The organism is Paenibacillus sp. FSL P2-0121 (assembly GCF_037975345.1).
In the GTDB taxonomy this organism is placed as follows: Bacteria; Bacillota; Bacilli; order Paenibacillales; family Paenibacillaceae; genus Paenibacillus_AQ; species Paenibacillus_AQ odorifer.
The window spans coordinates 5,339,060-5,354,587 of sequence record NZ_CP150245.1 but is presented as its reverse complement, the minus strand read 5'-3'; the positions used below and the strand labels follow the sequence as shown (position 1 = coordinate 5,354,587).

General features: G+C 43.4%; 16 protein-coding genes. 12 read left to right on the top strand and 4 right to left on the bottom strand.

Features of this window, described 5'->3' with window-relative positions; translation table 11 throughout:
• On the top strand, window positions 1-1,281 hold the full coding sequence (gene thiI, locus MKY54_RS23700; protein WP_248549392.1) for a tRNA uracil 4-sulfurtransferase ThiI: 1,281 nt from the start codon (window positions 1-3) through the stop codon (window positions 1,279-1,281).
• Between the two features lie 67 nt (window positions 1,282-1,348).
• Here thiI and MKY54_RS23695 read toward each other — a convergent pair whose 3' ends face one another.
• Window positions 1,349-2,041 (bottom strand): TerC family protein, encoded by a 693-nt coding sequence (locus MKY54_RS23695; RefSeq protein ID WP_076278783.1) that lies wholly within the window; start codon window positions 2,039-2,041, stop codon window positions 1,349-1,351.
• Between the two features lie 171 nt (window positions 2,042-2,212).
• Between MKY54_RS23695 and MKY54_RS23690 the strand changes: the two genes are divergently transcribed.
• The 6 genes from MKY54_RS23690 to MKY54_RS23665 all read left to right on the top strand — a co-directional run bounded on the left by MKY54_RS23690 (window position 2,213) and on the right by MKY54_RS23665 (window position 7,812).
• Window positions 2,213-2,872 carry a TerC family protein gene (locus MKY54_RS23690; RefSeq protein ID WP_076136549.1) on the top strand — a complete coding sequence of 220 codons (660 nt, stop codon included), beginning with the start codon at window positions 2,213-2,215 and terminating at the stop codon, window positions 2,870-2,872.
• Between the two features lie 220 nt (window positions 2,873-3,092).
• Entirely contained in the window at window positions 3,093-3,602 is a 510-nt protein-coding gene (locus tag MKY54_RS23685) for a hypothetical protein (protein WP_076217856.1), read from the top strand.
• A 205-nt stretch (window positions 3,603-3,807) separates the two neighbouring features.
• Complete coding sequence (gene typA / locus MKY54_RS23680; protein ID WP_076129029.1) at window positions 3,808-5,649, top strand: translational GTPase TypA; 1,842 nt, start codon at window positions 3,808-3,810, stop codon at window positions 5,647-5,649.
• A 129-nt stretch (window positions 5,650-5,778) separates the two neighbouring features.
• Entirely contained in the window at window positions 5,779-6,075 is a 297-nt protein-coding gene (locus MKY54_RS23675; RefSeq protein ID WP_036683721.1) for a YlaH-like family protein, read from the top strand.
• Between the two features lie 82 nt (window positions 6,076-6,157).
• The gene (locus MKY54_RS23670) at window positions 6,158-7,258 is read left to right on the top strand and encodes an LCP family protein (protein WP_076129031.1); all 1,101 of its coding nucleotides are present in this window, start codon (window positions 6,158-6,160) and stop codon (window positions 7,256-7,258) included.
• Between the two features lie 101 nt (window positions 7,259-7,359).
• A complete protein-coding gene (locus MKY54_RS23665; protein WP_076129033.1) occupies window positions 7,360-7,812 on the top strand; it encodes a pyridoxamine 5'-phosphate oxidase family protein in 453 nt (150 codons plus the stop codon).
• 55 nt (window positions 7,813-7,867) lie between these two features.
• Here the strand turns inward: MKY54_RS23665 and MKY54_RS23660 are convergent, their stop codons facing one another.
• Window positions 7,868-8,443 (bottom strand): YhcN/YlaJ family sporulation lipoprotein, encoded by a 576-nt coding sequence (locus MKY54_RS23660; protein WP_339188140.1) that lies wholly within the window; start codon window positions 8,441-8,443, stop codon window positions 7,868-7,870.
• A 107-nt stretch (window positions 8,444-8,550) separates the two neighbouring features.
• On the opposite strand from MKY54_RS23660, the gene MKY54_RS23655 reads away from it, so the two are divergent.
• Both MKY54_RS23655 and MKY54_RS23650 read left to right on the top strand, forming a co-directional pair.
• Window positions 8,551-9,882 (top strand): PhoH family protein, encoded by a 1,332-nt coding sequence (locus tag MKY54_RS23655; RefSeq protein ID WP_036683710.1) that lies wholly within the window; start codon window positions 8,551-8,553, stop codon window positions 9,880-9,882.
• Between the two features lie 380 nt (window positions 9,883-10,262).
• Window positions 10,263-11,489, top strand: coding sequence for an extracellular solute-binding protein (locus MKY54_RS23650; protein WP_076185253.1), 1,227 nt, complete (start codon window positions 10,263-10,265; stop codon window positions 11,487-11,489).
• Here the strand turns inward: MKY54_RS23650 and MKY54_RS23645 are convergent.
• Window positions 11,481-12,581 (bottom strand): hypothetical protein, encoded by a 1,101-nt coding sequence (locus MKY54_RS23645; RefSeq protein ID WP_076185283.1) that lies wholly within the window; start codon window positions 12,579-12,581, stop codon window positions 11,481-11,483. The genes MKY54_RS23650 and MKY54_RS23645 overlap by 9 nt on opposite strands.
• A 167-nt stretch (window positions 12,582-12,748) precedes the next feature.
• Window positions 12,749-12,985 (bottom strand): DUF2626 family protein, encoded by a 237-nt coding sequence (locus MKY54_RS23640; RefSeq protein WP_036683705.1) that lies wholly within the window; start codon window positions 12,983-12,985, stop codon window positions 12,749-12,751.
• A gap of 345 nt (window positions 12,986-13,330) precedes the next feature.
• On the opposite strand from MKY54_RS23640, the gene MKY54_RS23635 reads away from it, so the two are divergent.
• The 3 genes from MKY54_RS23635 (at window position 13,331) to MKY54_RS23625 (ending at window position 15,459) form a co-directional block, all read left to right on the top strand.
• Window positions 13,331-13,981 (top strand): RsfA family transcriptional regulator, encoded by a 651-nt coding sequence (locus MKY54_RS23635; RefSeq protein WP_036683702.1) that lies wholly within the window; start codon window positions 13,331-13,333, stop codon window positions 13,979-13,981.
• A 107-nt stretch (window positions 13,982-14,088) separates the two neighbouring features.
• Window positions 14,089-15,051 (top strand): 2-dehydropantoate 2-reductase, encoded by a 963-nt coding sequence (locus MKY54_RS23630; RefSeq protein ID WP_076129038.1) that lies wholly within the window; start codon window positions 14,089-14,091, stop codon window positions 15,049-15,051.
• Between the two features lie 21 nt (window positions 15,052-15,072).
• Entirely contained in the window at window positions 15,073-15,459 is a 387-nt protein-coding gene (locus MKY54_RS23625) for a DUF3397 domain-containing protein (RefSeq protein ID WP_076129040.1), read from the top strand.
• Window positions 15,460-15,528 lie beyond the last annotated feature (69 nt).

Sequence of the window (15,528 nt, the reverse complement as noted above, 5' to 3'; positions counted from 1 at the left end):
ATGATGAACAAGGAATCTGCAGAAGGCAGAGCCCATAGTATAGAATACGCTGATATGCTGCTCCTGCGTTTTGGAGAGTTTACTTTAAAGGGCAAAAATCGTACCCGATTTGAAAAAACCGTACTGCGTCATGTGAAGGAATTGATTAAGCCTTATCCAAACGTAGTTCTGAGCAAGGAATTCGGAAGAATTTACGTGGAATTGAACGGGGAATCTGCGATTGAATTGGTACAAGCACTGAAGAATGTATTTGGCATTGCTTCAGTTAGTCCAGTGAAGGTTTCTAAGTCAGAGCTTGAGGATATTGTAGCGGTCAGCCGTCAATTTTTGGAGATAATCGCGCCTGCTCCGGGCACCAGATTTAAGGTTAATGCTCGGCGGGTATGGAAAGAGTTCCCTTACGGCTCCATTGAGATGAATAAACGGATCGCGACACCACTATTGCAAGGATATCCTGGCCTCACCGTAGACGTTAAATCGCCTGAATTAGAGCTGAGGGTCGAAATTCGTCAGGGACATACTTATATTTTCTGTGAAAATATTGCCGGTGTAGGTGGATTTCCATTAGGCACTAACGGAAAAGCGATGTTATTGCTGTCCGGTGGCATTGATAGTCCCGTAGCAGGCTGGTCATCCATGCGGCGCGGACTTGAAGTGGAGTGCGTGCACTTCTACAGTTATCCTTATACAAGCGAGCTTGCTAGACAAAAAGTTGTGGATCTTGCGCGGGTATTGTCACGTTATGCGGGTGTAATCAAGCTGCATCTGGTACCCTTTACTGAAGTGCAGACTTCCTTTACCGGCATCGGCCAGGATAATCTGATTATTACACTGATGCGGCGGGCAATGCTGAGAATTACTACCCAGCTTGCTGAGCGCGAAGGTGCATTGGCGATTGTAACCGGGGATAGTCTGGGACAAGTCGCTAGCCAGACCTTGCCAAGCATGAACGTGATTGGCCGGGCGACAACCCTGCCCCTTCTGCGTCCGCTGGTAATGATGGACAAAAGTGATATTGTGGACCTGTCGAAGAACATCGGTACCTATGATTTGTCTATCCTTCCTTATGAGGATTGCTGTACTTTATTTGTTCCAAAATCACCTACAACAAATCCGAATTTACGGATTGTGGATAAGATAGAGGCTACGCTTCCGGGATATTCTGAACTTCTGGAAGCGGCGATTGAAGCCACAGAGACCGTGTTAATCACTCCCTATGGAGATGAGAAGCCTAGTGATGTTGTAAGTGTCGAGGCTGGATTACAGGAAGAATGGTTCTAAAATAATAAACCAAAAAACTGCCTTGAAGCGTAGTGAAATCTACGTTCTGAGGCAGTTTTTTTGTGGTTTAGACGATTGTGCCCTCCTGAGGCTCTTCTGGTTTTGATTGGCGTTTCCAATGTCCCGCTGCCAAAATACCTATAATGATCACGATTATAAACAGATATTTGAGCAGCGGATGATGATCAAAAAATGGCGCAAGCTGATGTTCATCCGTAATCATACTTGAAGCAGTGAAACCTAAGACAGCAGAACCAATATAAATGATCCATGGATATTTGTTGATTAATTTAATAAAAAGGGTACTTCCCCACACAACGATGGGGACACTGATCAGCAGTCCTATGATAACCAGTGAGATATTATGCTTGGCAGCTCCGGCAATGGCGATCACATTATCAAGGCCCATGGCAGCATCAGCTAAAATGATTGTCCCTACAGCGGACCACAAGCTTTGACCTGCCTTGATATCTGTTGAAGTGTTCTCACTGGTTAACAGCTTATAGGCAATCAGAATGAGTAAAATCCCTCCGGCAAGCAGTAACCAGGGGATTTTCAACAGCCATACGACCAGAATCGTTGCGAAGATCCGCAACACTACAGCACCTGCTGTTCCAAATACGATAGCCTTCTTTTGCGTGTCTGACGGTAAATTACGCGCCGCAAGACCGATCACAATGGCATTATCTCCCGCCAAAATAAGATCTAGAAAAATAATGTTGAGCAGCGATAATATAAACTCCCAAATGGATGTATTCAAAGCAAAGTCACTCCCAAGTTTGTTAGATTGAGCTTCAAAATATGCTTAGTTTTGTATACGCAAAAAAAGGAGCCAACATGCGTTCACGCTCAAAAAAAGTTGGACAGGAAGCATAGCTTGTCATTTCCGAACATACAAGTAGTTACATGTGACTCGGGGAGGTAAGTGCGAATGGATTCATTATTGCTCCTTGGTGAAATATTGATGATTAATCTGGTGCTGAGCGGAGATAATGCAATGGTTATCGCAATGGCCAGCAAGGATCTTTCGGCGAAGCACCGAAAGACTGCAGTATGGTGGGGCTCAGCAGGCGCAGTTGTTCTGCGGTGTTTGCTTACTTTTGTTGCGGTATTGCTATTAAAAATCCCTTATATTCAGGCTGGAGGGGGAATGCTGCTGCTATGGATAGCGTTCAAGCTGCTTTTGGAGGAAGAGGAGGATCTCAGAGTAAGGGAATCATCCTCAGTCTGGAAAGCAATCCGAACGATTCTTGTAGCAGACTTCATTATGAGCCTGGATAATGTACTAGCTATTGCAGGAGTAGCTAAAGGAGATTTGGCTTTAATTGTCATCGGGATTGCCCTTAGCATTCCGATAGTAGTGTGGGGAAGCGGCATTATTGTAGGCTGGCTACACCGGTTTCCAGTGCTCGTATTTATCGGTGCTTATATATTGGCGTTTACAGCAGGGGATATGTTGCTTCAGGATGCAAAATTAGGGACGATGCTCTCCTTTTTGTTCCCTTCCTCACATTCCTATTTGCCCATTGCCTTAGGAATATTAGTTGTCGTTACGGGAGCAATAAAACGCAGAAAAACATCTGCAGGTTAATAAATTGCAATAAAAGGCAATACTAAACGGACATCTCCATAAATTGGAATTGTCCGTTTTTTTTGCGTGATCAGAAGCGGTTATCGACACTGATTAATCACAGGGAGTGATGGCATTTTGTGTATGTTTCGGATAATATATGAGTAAGAATCCTGTCGCTTTCAGGCTATAAGGTGACGAGGAAATGAGGTAGACGTGAAATTGAAGGGATGGGTGAAGGATGTCTTCAAAGAAAGATATACAGCTAGGAATTTTTATTGTTGCTGCTGGCATCGTGATTTTATTAGGTAAGCTGGGCGTCTTCGGATTTTTGGGGCGCGCGCTTTGGCCTCTAGTGATTTTAATTCCAGGAATAGTACTACACATGTTATTTTTCAGCCGTCGTGCTTCGGCCTCGGTATTGGTTCCTGCCGGGATATTAACGGTGTATGGTTTGTTGTTTGGCCTCTGCAATATTTGGGGATGGGGGCTTATGAGCAGCTTATGGCCTGTGCTGTTGCTTGGTCTTGCCGTGGGCTTGTATGAATACTCCATCTATGAACCTAGACGGACGGGTGGCCTGTCAGCAATTGCTGTAACATTAGGCTTACTAAGCCTTGCGCTTTGTATTTTCAGCCTTATGGGCACCGGCGCGATCTACCTGATCGGGATTGTATTAATAGCTGTAGGAATTTGGCTGATTACCGGTCGAGGCAGAGCACGTGGCCGGAATAGATGGTATCGAAGCTAATTGCTGTAGGATCTTGTGAAAAAAAACGGAAATTGGTAACTGTTTTTTCATAAAAAGACTTGCTTTTCATGGTACTTTCACTATAATATTAATGTTATGTTGAAGCGTCGGCTTTCTGCCTGGCGCTTCTTTTGTGAGACTGCCGTGACATGCTATGAATTTTAACAGTTTTAATTTGATAAATGAGAGGATTTGGATACAAATCATGCATTCAAGAAAAGATATTCGCAACATTGCGATCATTGCCCACGTTGACCATGGCAAAACAACACTCGTCGATCAGCTCCTTCAACAATCGGGGATCTTCAGCGCCCATGAGCACTTGCAAGAACGTGCTATGGACTCTAATGATATCGAACGGGAACGTGGAATTACAATCCTAGCTAAAAATACAGCAATTACTTATAAAGAGTTTTTGATCAACATTGTGGATACACCTGGACATGCTGACTTTGGTGGCGAAGTAGAACGGATCATGAAAATGGTTGACGGTGTATTGCTGGTTGTTGATGCTTATGAAGGCTGCATGCCGCAAACGAAATTCGTTCTGCGTAAAGCATTGGAACAAAAACTTACACCGATCGTTGTCGTGAACAAGATTGACCGTCCAGCTGCTCGTCCTAAGGAAGTTATTGATGAAGTGCTCGATTTGTTCATCGAACTTGAAGCAAATGACGAACAATTGGAATTCCCTGTTGTTTATGCATCTGCTCTTAATGGTACATCAAGCATGGTTCCTGAGAAACAAGATGAAACGATGCTTTCGCTCTACGAAACCATTGTTGAACATATTCCAGCTCCAACCGAAAGTGTTGAAGAACCGCTTCAATTCCTCGTAACGTTGATGGATTATAACGAATACTTGGGTCGTATTGCGATTGGACGTGTTAACCGCGGTGTGATCAAACAAGGTCAATCTGTAACAGTTATTATGCGTGATGGTAAGAGCAAAACTGCACGTATCGAGAAATTGTTCGGCTTCCAAGGTTTGAAACGTATTGAAACAGAGCAAGCGGGCGCAGGGGATATCGTTGCTATTGCAGGGATCAAGGACATCAATATTGGTGAGACCATTGCTGATCCTGCAAACCCTGAAGCACTTCCGGTTCTGAAGATTGACGAGCCAACCATGCAAATGACATTCCTAGTGAATAACAGTCCTTTTGCTGGTAAAGAAGGTAAATGGGTAACTTCCCGTAAACTACGTGAGCGTCTATTTAAAGAACTTGAAACAGACGTGAGTTTGCGTGTGGAAGAAACTGATAGTCCTGATGCATTTATCGTTTCTGGACGCGGTGAGCTTCACCTTGGTATTCTGATCGAGAATATGCGTCGTGAAGGTTATGAAATGCAAGTTTCTAAACCACAAGTAATCATTAAAGAAATCGACGGTGTCAAAATGGAGCCGCTTGAGCGTCTAATGATTGATATTCCAGAAGAGAGCATGGGCTCTGTTATGGAGAGTCTGGGTACTCGTAAAGCCGAAATGGTCAATATGATTAACAACGGTACGGGTCAAGTACGTCTGGAGTTCCTGATTCCTGCACGTGGATTGATTGGTTACAACACTTACTTCTTGACTTTGACACGCGGTTACGGCGTTATGAACCATGCTTTTGACAGCTACGCTCCACTGGTTGCTGGTCAAGTTGGCGGACGTCATCAAGGTGTGCTTGTAGCAAGTGAGACTGGATCAACAACTCAATACGGAATCGTGGGTGTTGAGGATCGTGGTATTCTCTTCTTGGATGCAGGTACAGAAATTTATGAAGGTATGATCGTAGGCGAGCATACCCGTGATAACGATATTATCGTTAACATCTGTAAGGAAAAAGCACTTACCAACATGCGTACCTCAGGAAAAGATGATACTGTAAAAATGAAGACACCACGCACCTTCTCTTTGGAAGGCGCACTTGAATATTTGAACGATGATGAATATTGTGAAATTACACCTAAATCAATTCGTTTGCGTAAAAAGATTCTGAACAAAGGCGAACGCGAACGTGTAGAGAAACAACGTAAAACAGCACAAGCCAACGCGTAAACACATGCTTATGAATAAGACCGCCGGATTATTGCATCCGGCGGCTTTTTTTAATATAAGAAACAAAAAATTCCCCTACTGATGATATAATGTAAACGTATCTTAAATTTGGGAGGAGTGCGGTTATCTATGCAGGTGTGGTTCGCTGAGCATCCAATCGTCGCTTATATTGTTATCTTTATATTGCTTACTTTTGTTTATAATCAAGTCTTTCGTGTGAATCAAAAGTTATCGATTGGCAAGGAAATCATGCTCTACATAATGATGGCGATTGGCTCTGGCATGCTCCTCATTTTCCAACATGATAAGCTTCCGATTATCCAGTGTCTGTTGGTTGCTGTCGGATTAATGCTGATGGTACGGATACGTTATATAGTAGAAGCTCGACAGAAGAGAAAGGCTGCGGCAGCAGCGAAGAGATCGTAATCGCAACTTTTGTACCTTAAGGATCGTCTAATTAATGTAGCAATTCTAATTCTAAATGAAATGAAAAGGACTTTATTCTATTATGAGTACAAGAAACAGCGGTTTACCTCCAAGAGCAAACGGGCAACAACCTACTAATAGAAAACAGCCTGTGAAGGGTGCTTCTAAGAAAAAAACGAAAAAGAAAGTGAAAAAGAGAGGTTTTTTTGGCAGATTAGTTAGAGTATTGTTAACTTTGCTAATTATTGCGATCCTCGGCGTGCTGGGTTATGGCGGTTATCTGTATTGGAAGCTTGAGCATGGCGTATTTAATGCAGGGGTTGAGGGTACGGTTGCTCCAGGGCATTCCGCTTCAGAAAAACCACTGACAATGCTTATACTGGGAACGGATAACAGACCTAAACACGAGTCTTATTTGACTGACGTAATCATGGTTGCAGCACTTAATCCTAAGACTAAATCAGCGACTATTGTTTCGCTTCCTCGTGATACCTACGTGGAGCTAAGTGGCTATAAGAAGACGAAAATTAATGAATTTTATGCTCGCTTCAAGGGTAAGGAGAAATCCTCTGGTCTACTGGCTGAAGATGAGATGAAGACGATGATGGGTAAGTATTTGGATATTGATGTAGATTATACAACGATTCTTGATTTTCAGGGCTTCCGTGATGTAGTGGACGAGCTTGGGGGAGTCGAAGTAAATATTAGTGAAAATATGTGTTATACAGACACTGTGGATGGCACGAATATCAATCTGAAAAAGGGTCCGGCAGAGCTGGATGGAAAAAATGCACTGGACTATGTGCGGTATCGTAAATCCAATTGCAAGCCTAAGACCAACGCATCAGATGATTTTGATCGCAACAAACGCCAGAACGAAGTTCTGAACAGTCTGGTGGATCAGATGCAATCGCTTGGTGGCGTATTAAAAATCGGCAAGGTGCTTGATGCAGTGGACAGTAACATGAAGACAGATATCGAAAATTCGCAAATCAAAGATATGATTGCGACGTATTGGAAGATTTCCAAAGAGAATATCGAATTCAAGCCGGTTACTGGAACGTGGCGAAGTCCATATGTATATATTAATGATGAGGAGTTTGAGGCCGCTAAGAAAAGCTTGCAGGATCGGATTGCAGGAATTTCCACGGGAGCTGATTCGACAGCTGCTGAGACGCCTTGAGGACCTTAATATCTTCCATAGCTAAAATTGAATGCAAGTTTCAGCCTGTGCTATAATATAATAAATCGAATGAATTAACGTCGCATAGGGGGCCAGTACTTATGTCCGAAGCCGTTGCTCAGCTGAATGAAACTTTGCTATCGATGCTGCAATCGGAAACCTTTGTTCTTCTAAACACAGTTGATGCGGAGACAGGCGGTCCTACATCCACAGCTATTTCGTGGCTTTATGCTGTTAGTCCTAGTACTGTGCGTTTGGCTATTGATCATCGTTCAAGACTTGTGAATAATATGAAGGTTAATCCATTAATAACTATAACTGTGTTTGGTGAAGGAACTGTCTATGCCATTAACGGTAGTGCTGCTGTAAGGCAGGACCCGCTAGAAGATGTTCCTTTTAAGATGTGCTGTTTTGATGTTGAAATTCAAGCGGTCCGCAACGCGCTTTTTTACGGCGCGCAGCTGGACTCCGCCCCAAGATATGCGAAAGTTTATGATGGACGTGCCGCTGAGAAGTTGGACGGACAAGTATTTGCTGCCATGAAAAAAGCCTAGTGAAAATATCACTGGGCTTTTTTTGAACTCAAAGAACATCTTTTGTTCTTAACCTCTACTGTGCATTTTTTTGCGGCTTGGTATCCTCTGGCAGCTGTGGCATGATTCGTCCGATAATATCGGCCAGCTCGGATGAGAATCCGGATATCGGATGTCCCTTGGAGATATGGCGGCTCATTTCCGCTAATCTGCTGGAGAGATCCATATCCGCAGTGACAAACGCCCGTACACTTCTTGGGTCTTTGCGGATGGCTTCCGCTACAGAATATTTGATGCTTCCTACACGTGAACGGCCCAGAGAACCTTCTACATCAAGACCAACTATGGCAACTTTGTTCATGACTACACAGTGTGCGCCATTTACACCGGGAACTCTTTTGGCCAACTGTTCAAAATGATCCTTAAGTGCAATTTCACTTTCTCCATTAACATTGACGGCTTGACCAGCTTTTGAGGTGGCTTTAGGATTAGTCGCACCATCATTGGACAATTGCCGAACCTCATGGTTCCCCGTACCCTTTACAGCATTCGCAGATTGTTTATTCTGAGGAGAGGGTGATGTCTTTTTATTAGCGATACCGCAGCTTGTCAGTAGCAGCAGTACCAGCAACAGACATATTGATTTTCTCATATGTGATTACTCCTTTCAGCCAAAGAATCGTTTCTGTACCATATCTTTTCCCTTGGCGGAAAGAGTTATGTATGATCAATCAAACCAGGCGCTGTGGAGGGGATAATATGAACAAGATATTTGTGCTAGATACCAACGTGCTTTTGCACGACCCCAATTCAATTTTCTCTTTCAAGGAGCATGAGGTGGTTATTCCGGCTGTTGTGCTGGAAGAAATCGACTCCAAGAAGCGCAATGCTGACGAAATCGGTCGGAATGCCCGTACGGTATCCCGATTGCTTGATGGACTCCGGGAACTAGGTCATTTGCATAGTGGTGTGGAACTGGAGCATGGAGGCAAGCTGAAGGTAGAACTTAACCATCGCAGTTTTGTGAAGGTACAGGAAATGTTTGGCGAGGTGTCTAACGACAATCGGATTTTGGCTGTTGCTCTCAATTATTTGAATGAAGAGAATGAGAAGCCCGATCCGCGTCCCGTTGTGCTTGTGAGCAAGGATGTACTGGTTCGTATTAAAGCGGATGTTCTGGGAATTACGCCAGAGGATTATTTGTCAGATCGTACTGGAGACTTAAATGAACTATACACTGGTTACCAATCTCTGCAGGTTCATCCCGCATTGATTGATGAATATTACAGTCACCGCTCTCTGACGGTAAAACAGCTTGCGTTGTCGTATCCGTTGTACCCTCATGAATTTGTGATTCTCAAGGATGAGATTGGCACTGGCAAATCAGCTCTTCTCAAAGTGAATAGTGATGCCACACGTCTGGAGCCACTCTATCTGGGCAATGATTCGGTTTGGGGGATTAGCGCCCGTAATGCTCAACAACGAATGGCACTGGAGCTGCTGCTAAATGATGAAATCCCACTCGTAACGATCACGGGTAAGGCTGGGACAGGGAAGACGTTATTGGCGCTTGCAGCCGGACTATTCAAAGTGGAGGATGAACATAAATACAAAAAATTGCTTATCGCCCGTCCGGTTGTTCCTATGGGTAAGGACATTGGTTACTTGCCCGGTGAGAAGGATGAGAAGCTTAGACCCTGGATGCAGCCTATTTATGATAATCTGGAATTCCTGTTCGATACCAAAAAAGCTGGCGATATCGATAAAATCTTAATGGGGCTAGGAAGTATACAGGTAGAAGCCTTAACCTATATTCGCGGCCGTTCAATCCCATCGCAGTTCATTATTATTGATGAGGCGCAGAACCTTTCCCGTCATGAGGTGAAGACCATTGTCTCCAGAGCGGGAGAAGGAAGTAAAGTCATTCTAATGGGCGATCCGGAGCAAATCGATCATCCATATCTGGATGCTGCGAGCAACGGACTGAGCTATATCGTCGAGAAGTTTAAGCAGCAAGGGATTAGCGGACATATTACTTTGGAAAAAGGTGAGCGTTCCCGCTTGGCGCAATTGGCCGCGGATCTACTCTAACCGTTCATCAATCCTATTTTCAGCCGGGAGAAGCAAACACTCCCGGCTTTTTCCTGCCCGCCCGGAAACGGCAGAGGAATTTAAAGTTGGTTGTGGTGATTAGAGCCATGGAAAGAAAGTTTGGAACTGTAAAAGCGAAGCGTTCGCCTTTATCCTCGGATTTTAACCGCATGATGCGGTAATTAAATCAGGAAATCTGAGGATAACAGCGATCGGAAGTCCAAAGCTTTCTTGTAATGGCGGTCAGATCACCTTCCTATTTTTAATGCCTCTGGCGTATCACCCATATAATAGAAAGAGAACGGTTTCACAAACTAAAGACAAGCACCGGAGGGTTTGGTAAAATAGGGGAGACAAATCAAAAGGGAAGGTGGGAAATCGTGCTGAAACGCAAAAATTATTGGCTGCTTTTTGCAATTTTACTACTATCGCTGACAAGCCTGTCGCCCAGTATGGAATTGAGTACCAGTAACGATCCACGTCCTATGAAAAGACCACAAAGTCAGTCGACTCATCCCTCTTCCGGAGATGAGGGAACTATAGATAGCTTACACATAAGAGTATCTTTAAATAGCGAAGAATTTAGTGAACTGGAGCTCCTTAGCAACCGTTATACCTTAGAAAGTGGAGTAAAGGTTATTTTAAGCAATGTGGATATGGAGGATGCCGATGAGGTATTGAAGCATGATTTAACGATCGGGGACAGCCCGGATATAGTCATGGCAGATGGACGAAGCATTCTGGACTGGGCCACACGTGGATATTTATTGCCGATGGATGTGTATCAGAGCGTTCCGGGGAGTGCACCGTTAACACAGTTGATCCCCTGGATGCAGTGGAATGGATATAATTGGGGAGTCCCGTTAGATATAGATCCTTACGTGCTTGTTTATTCCCCACAACGGCTGGCGGAGCTGGGTTTTAATGCATTACCCAAAAGCCTCGAAGAGTGGAATATCCTGCTTCAGAATGTGCTAAAAGAGCAAGGGAAATATTTACTTGCGATGGATACCCGCAATCCTTATGGATTGTCAGCGGTAATGGAGAGCATGAATAGCAGCTTGTTAGCAGATAACCAAGAGGTGTTGAATTGGATTCAGAACGCCCGCAGTTATTTTTATCTCACCAGCCGCTACAATAAAGATGTCTGGGATATGCTACAAGGAGGTAGTGTCGCCGTTGCTTCATTACCGTTATCCGAGTGGCAGAAGCATGGAAATTCATCCCTTGCTGCTGTACCGGCCCTGACTGCTAATAATGGGGGTGGGTTTGAATCCTGTTACAGTCGATCTTTTGCCCTTCCAGCTCAATCTCAAAGTCCAAAGGAAGCTGTGAATTGGCTGACCTTTATCACCTCAGAGGATGCTCAGCTGGATTGGTTGGAGAATACGGGGAGCTTGCCGGCGCTTGATGTTCTTTATCGTTCGGAGCATGCTTTTAAATACAAGCTTCCTTTCGATGTTGAGCTATTGCTGACAGAAGAAACCGCCCCGGAGGATGAGTCACAGGGCGGCTGGAGTAAGGTTGTTGAAGCTGTATCGTTACTATTAACAGGGCAGATAGATGCGGAAGGCTATAAAGAATTTCTAAAAGAAGGCCTAAAATGAAATGGAAAGCTTAACATGCAAGACGCCCTCTTGGCTATCTACTGCCGTGGCACGAAGGAAAGATACTATTTTGCCTGGATAAAAGCCTAAGTCAAATTCTTCTTCCAACGTTTTTCTTGTTGTGTCAGGCAATTCAAGACCGTTAAATACAATATGATCGACTTGGAATATAAGGCCGTTGATCGGTTCTTCCTGAATGGTATAGTGACCGGTCAGTGAAAGGGCTAGCGCTCCGCTTTTTCCAGTGGCAGTAATCGATCCGTCATTGAAATGAAAGGCGAAGTCTTTAAACAGCGAATTCTGCGATTGCAAAAATTCATTCAGATCCTCTTCCTTCAGGTTTAGCTCATAAGTCATTCCTTTTCGGGTCAGTACACCCTCTCGATTCTGAACAAACTGTGGTAGTTTATTCATTGCGGAGGATAACGCCTTGAAATAAGTTTTTACCTCGTGCAGGCCGATATTCTCCCAATATAATGTGAATTCTTTAAGTAGAGTACTCATATTTTCAGGATCGCTGCTATTTTTAATCCCACCCTCAATATCCTTGTTGAGCGCGTTTACCCGAACTTGCTGTTCCTCCAGAGCCGTACGCAATCGGGCGAGCTCTTCCGAGTTTCGCTTCGCAGTCTGAAGGGTATCCTTCAAATCCTTATATTGTTCTTCATATTGTGAGAGAATATCGCGGTCATTTCCAATAATAATCTCATAATAATCGAACAGAGCCAGGAATCTGCTGATACTTTTTGCTGAAAAAAACGCGGCCAGAAGATTATCTCTATCCCCCATATAATAAGAACGCACAACTGCACCTGCCCGTTCCTGTTGGTCCGCAATGGCTGTTTTTTTCTGGGTAGCTTGTCTGTTCAGGCTTTCTACCTTTTGTTCAAGTGCTTTTTGTTCGGCTGTAATCTTGATGATTTCACGTTCAATTTCTGCAGAAGACAAGGTCTGTTCAAGTAGTTTACGGGTTTCTTCATTATCTGGTATAGCAGAATTGAAAAAATCACCGCTAGGATCGGCAGACAAGTACTTCACAGGTTGTAACGGAAACAAAGTACAGCAGAAGAGAATTAGTATGGTTGCAATCATGCGGCTTTGTAAAATGCGGGAGCGCACCACACCACCACCTTTTTTTTGAAATGATATATGTATGTACTAATAATATGTTTAACCCTTCTAAAATAGCATACAAACAAAAAAACGGAAGTGATCCTTATAAGATAAGGACCTCATCCGCTCCAAAAGAGTACTGCAATTTATAGTGGAAGACCCATTTGAAAGATCGTCCAATAACTAAATCCGGTGAAAGTCAGAATCATGTATGCCCAGAAGAGAAGAACATAAGTTTTTTCAGTAAATTTCATATAGCCAAGTATTACGAAAAATGCAGTTTGTAAAAAGAAAAGCAAGGCCATTTCTGTTAGACCTCCGGCGAAAGCCATCAATCCAATAGCTAATGTGAAAAAACCTAATACCCGAAACATGCGGTCCAAGAGAGAGTCCCCCTTCCAGTATGTATCTCACGAATATTCCTTCGATTTATTATACCCTCAACATAATTATGTGTAAACGAATTCATTGAAAAAAATGCACTAATCTTCAAAAAATGTGATTTTTATAATTGACCTGAGTGATTAGTGCTTTAAAAAAGAGAATTTATAGTTTTATGCGTATGATGTACGCAGATAATGGAAATACAAATTAGTATCAAATAGATTCTATGAACTCTATGAGAAGCATAGAAATGGAGTAAGCAGCTTTTATCCCTATTCACTACCCGGCAGAACTGCCGGTTATGGAGATGGTTATTTCATGACGTTGTTAGGAGGTTTGGCTTTATGACAGCCGTTAGACAGGACGCTTGGAGTGCAGAAGATGATCTAATATTGGCAGAAGTAACTTTGCGACACATTCGGGAGGGCAGCACACAGCTTGCCGCTTTTGAAGAGGTGGGTGAAAAAATCGGCAGAACTTCGGCCGCTTGCGGATTCCGCTGGAACAGTTGTGTTCGGAAAAGTTATGAAGGTGCCATCGGTATTGCTAAAGGGCAACGTCAAAAGCGTAGCTACCTGAAAAAGCAGCCGTCAGTAAGAGGAGCGCAAGTAGCTGGTCTCATTCTGGGTGATGTCGATGAGGAATTTGGGCGCGGTGAGGGATTAAGTGAAAACACATTATCCATTGATGCGGTCATTCGTTTCTTAAGACAATGGAAGGGTACGATCCAGGAAGCAGGACGTCAGCTGAAAATGCTGGAAAGAGACCTGCGCGAGAAGGAAGATGAATTAACAGAATTACGATCTGAGAATGAGCGGTTGTCTAAAGAGGTTAATCTTGCTCAAAGCGACTACCGGGTAGTCAACGATGATTACAAAGCTTTAATTCAGATTATGGATCGTGCTCGCAGGCTTGCTTTCTTAAATGAAGAAGAAGAAGAAATGAAGACTCGTTTCAAAATGGATGGTAACGGAAATTTAGAACGCATTGAATGAACGATAGGTTAACTAACAATCCCGCAAGTGGTCTGCTTTTTAAGCACCACTTGCGGGGTTTTTGGTATACTTAGAAAAATTGTGCTTAAGATCAGCAGGAGGGTTATATGAAAATTGATATAATTGGTGCAGGTTCACTCGGGCTGCTGCTGGCAGGGAGACTGATCCAAGCCGGAAATGATGTGAGGCTGTGGTGCCGAGGGATAGAACAATGCCAACGATTAGGGCGTGATGGCTTAACGGTTACCTACGAGGATGGACGCGAGCCGATAACAATTTCGGAAGATCAGTTTGTATCCGCGCCAATAGGGGAGTTCGCTGGTGCTTATCTAGAAGAGCCGAGTGATTGGATCGTGGTGACGGTTAAACAGAATACTCTACATAATGATTTGCCTGAATTTCTATCCCTACTTAAGGAAGAGCAAGTACATATGATTTGTTTTCAGAATGGTACAGGACATATGGAGATGTTAGGAGGCTTGTTGCCAAACGCCAATTTATATGTAGCTGTGACTACGGAGGCTGCGAAGCGCAAATCATTAACTGAGGTCATTCATGCAGGAGCAGGGGAGGTGTGGATAGGAAAATGGAGCTTAGGGGATGGACAAGCTCATAGCATACATAATGATTTAAAAGCGAATAATTTAATAGAAGTTCTCATAATGGCAGGATTCGCAGCCTTTTTGTCGAATGAAGTGGATACCATGATTTACCGGAAGCTCTTGATCAATGCCGTTATAAATCCACTCACGGCGATTTGGCGTATTCCAAATGGGGAGCTGTTGTCTTCAGAGCAACGCCTCCAATTAATGAAGGAAGTTTTTGAAGAAGCAATAATGGTGTATGATTTCTGTGAAATTACTTATGATAAGGATGCTTGGGATAACATCCTTCAGGTGTGCCGGTTAACGTCTGGCAATATTTCATCTATGCTGGCAGATGTACTTGCTTCAAGAACCACAGAAATTCGTTGGATCAATGGAAGTCTTGTAGAAATGGCAGAACGATCTGGAGTGTCGGCACCATTAAATCGCTGGCTCTGCCAATTAGTAGAAGGTATTGGGGTATGATCTCTGGGGAGAGGTGAAGCTATGGGACTGCTGATGGATTCGGTTATTACTTTAAGCGTTATTCCGATTGTGCCGTTTTTGATTGTTTTTTTCATTGGAAAGGGCTTAAAAAAAGATAAAAAGAAAACTTTTATGCTCGCTATGGACGTGACCACATTTTTTTTATTATTGTCGGTCTCCGCATTGTTTAATAACATCTTTAATTCCGGTTTTGGGTTTTACCTTATACTAATTATTGTATTAATATCCGCTGGACTGATTGGCGGAGCTCAAAATCGGATGAAAGGAAAGGTAGATGGGAAGCGGTTATTTCGGGCAGTTTGGAGACTTTCGTTCTTTTTTATGAGCTTCGGATATTTATTATTTATGTTTGTTGGGCTAATTACCTACATATCACAAGCGATGTAACGTTCCACTGCTTCGGTGAAGCGTCAACGTCACAAAAGTTTAAAGTTTTAAAAAAAAAATATTTTCTGA

Bases quoted from the DNA above. Each gene is read 5' to 3' on its own strand.
- MKY54_RS23635 (WP_036683702.1), top strand. From the start codon at position 13,331: ATGACAGCCGTTAGACAGGACGCTTGGAGTGCAGAAGATGATCTAATA.
- MKY54_RS23630 (WP_076129038.1), top strand. From the start codon at position 14,089: ATGAAAATTGATATAATTGGTGCAGGTTCACTCGGGCTGCTGCTGGCA.
- MKY54_RS23665 (WP_076129033.1), top strand. From the start codon at position 7,360: ATGTCCGAAGCCGTTGCTCAGCTGAATGAAACTTTGCTATCGATGCTG.
- thiI (WP_248549392.1), top strand. From the start codon at position 1: ATGATGAACAAGGAATCTGCAGAAGGCAGAGCCCATAGTATAGAATAC.
- MKY54_RS23645 (WP_076185283.1), bottom strand. From the start codon at position 12,581: ATGATTGCAACCATACTAATTCTCTTCTGCTGTACTTTGTTTCCGTTA.
- MKY54_RS23690 (WP_076136549.1), top strand. From the start codon at position 2,213: ATGGATTCATTATTGCTCCTTGGTGAAATATTGATGATTAATCTGGTG.
- MKY54_RS23675 (WP_036683721.1), top strand. From the start codon at position 5,779: ATGCAGGTGTGGTTCGCTGAGCATCCAATCGTCGCTTATATTGTTATC.
- MKY54_RS23670 (WP_076129031.1), top strand. From the start codon at position 6,158: ATGAGTACAAGAAACAGCGGTTTACCTCCAAGAGCAAACGGGCAACAA.
- MKY54_RS23660 (WP_339188140.1), bottom strand. From the start codon at position 8,443: ATGAGAAAATCAATATGTCTGTTGCTGGTACTGCTGCTACTGACAAGC.
- MKY54_RS23625 (WP_076129040.1), top strand. From the start codon at position 15,073: ATGGGACTGCTGATGGATTCGGTTATTACTTTAAGCGTTATTCCGATT.
- MKY54_RS23685 (WP_076217856.1), top strand. From the start codon at position 3,093: ATGTCTTCAAAGAAAGATATACAGCTAGGAATTTTTATTGTTGCTGCT.
- MKY54_RS23655 (WP_036683710.1), top strand. From the start codon at position 8,551: ATGAACAAGATATTTGTGCTAGATACCAACGTGCTTTTGCACGACCCC.
- typA (WP_076129029.1), top strand. From the start codon at position 3,808: ATGCATTCAAGAAAAGATATTCGCAACATTGCGATCATTGCCCACGTT.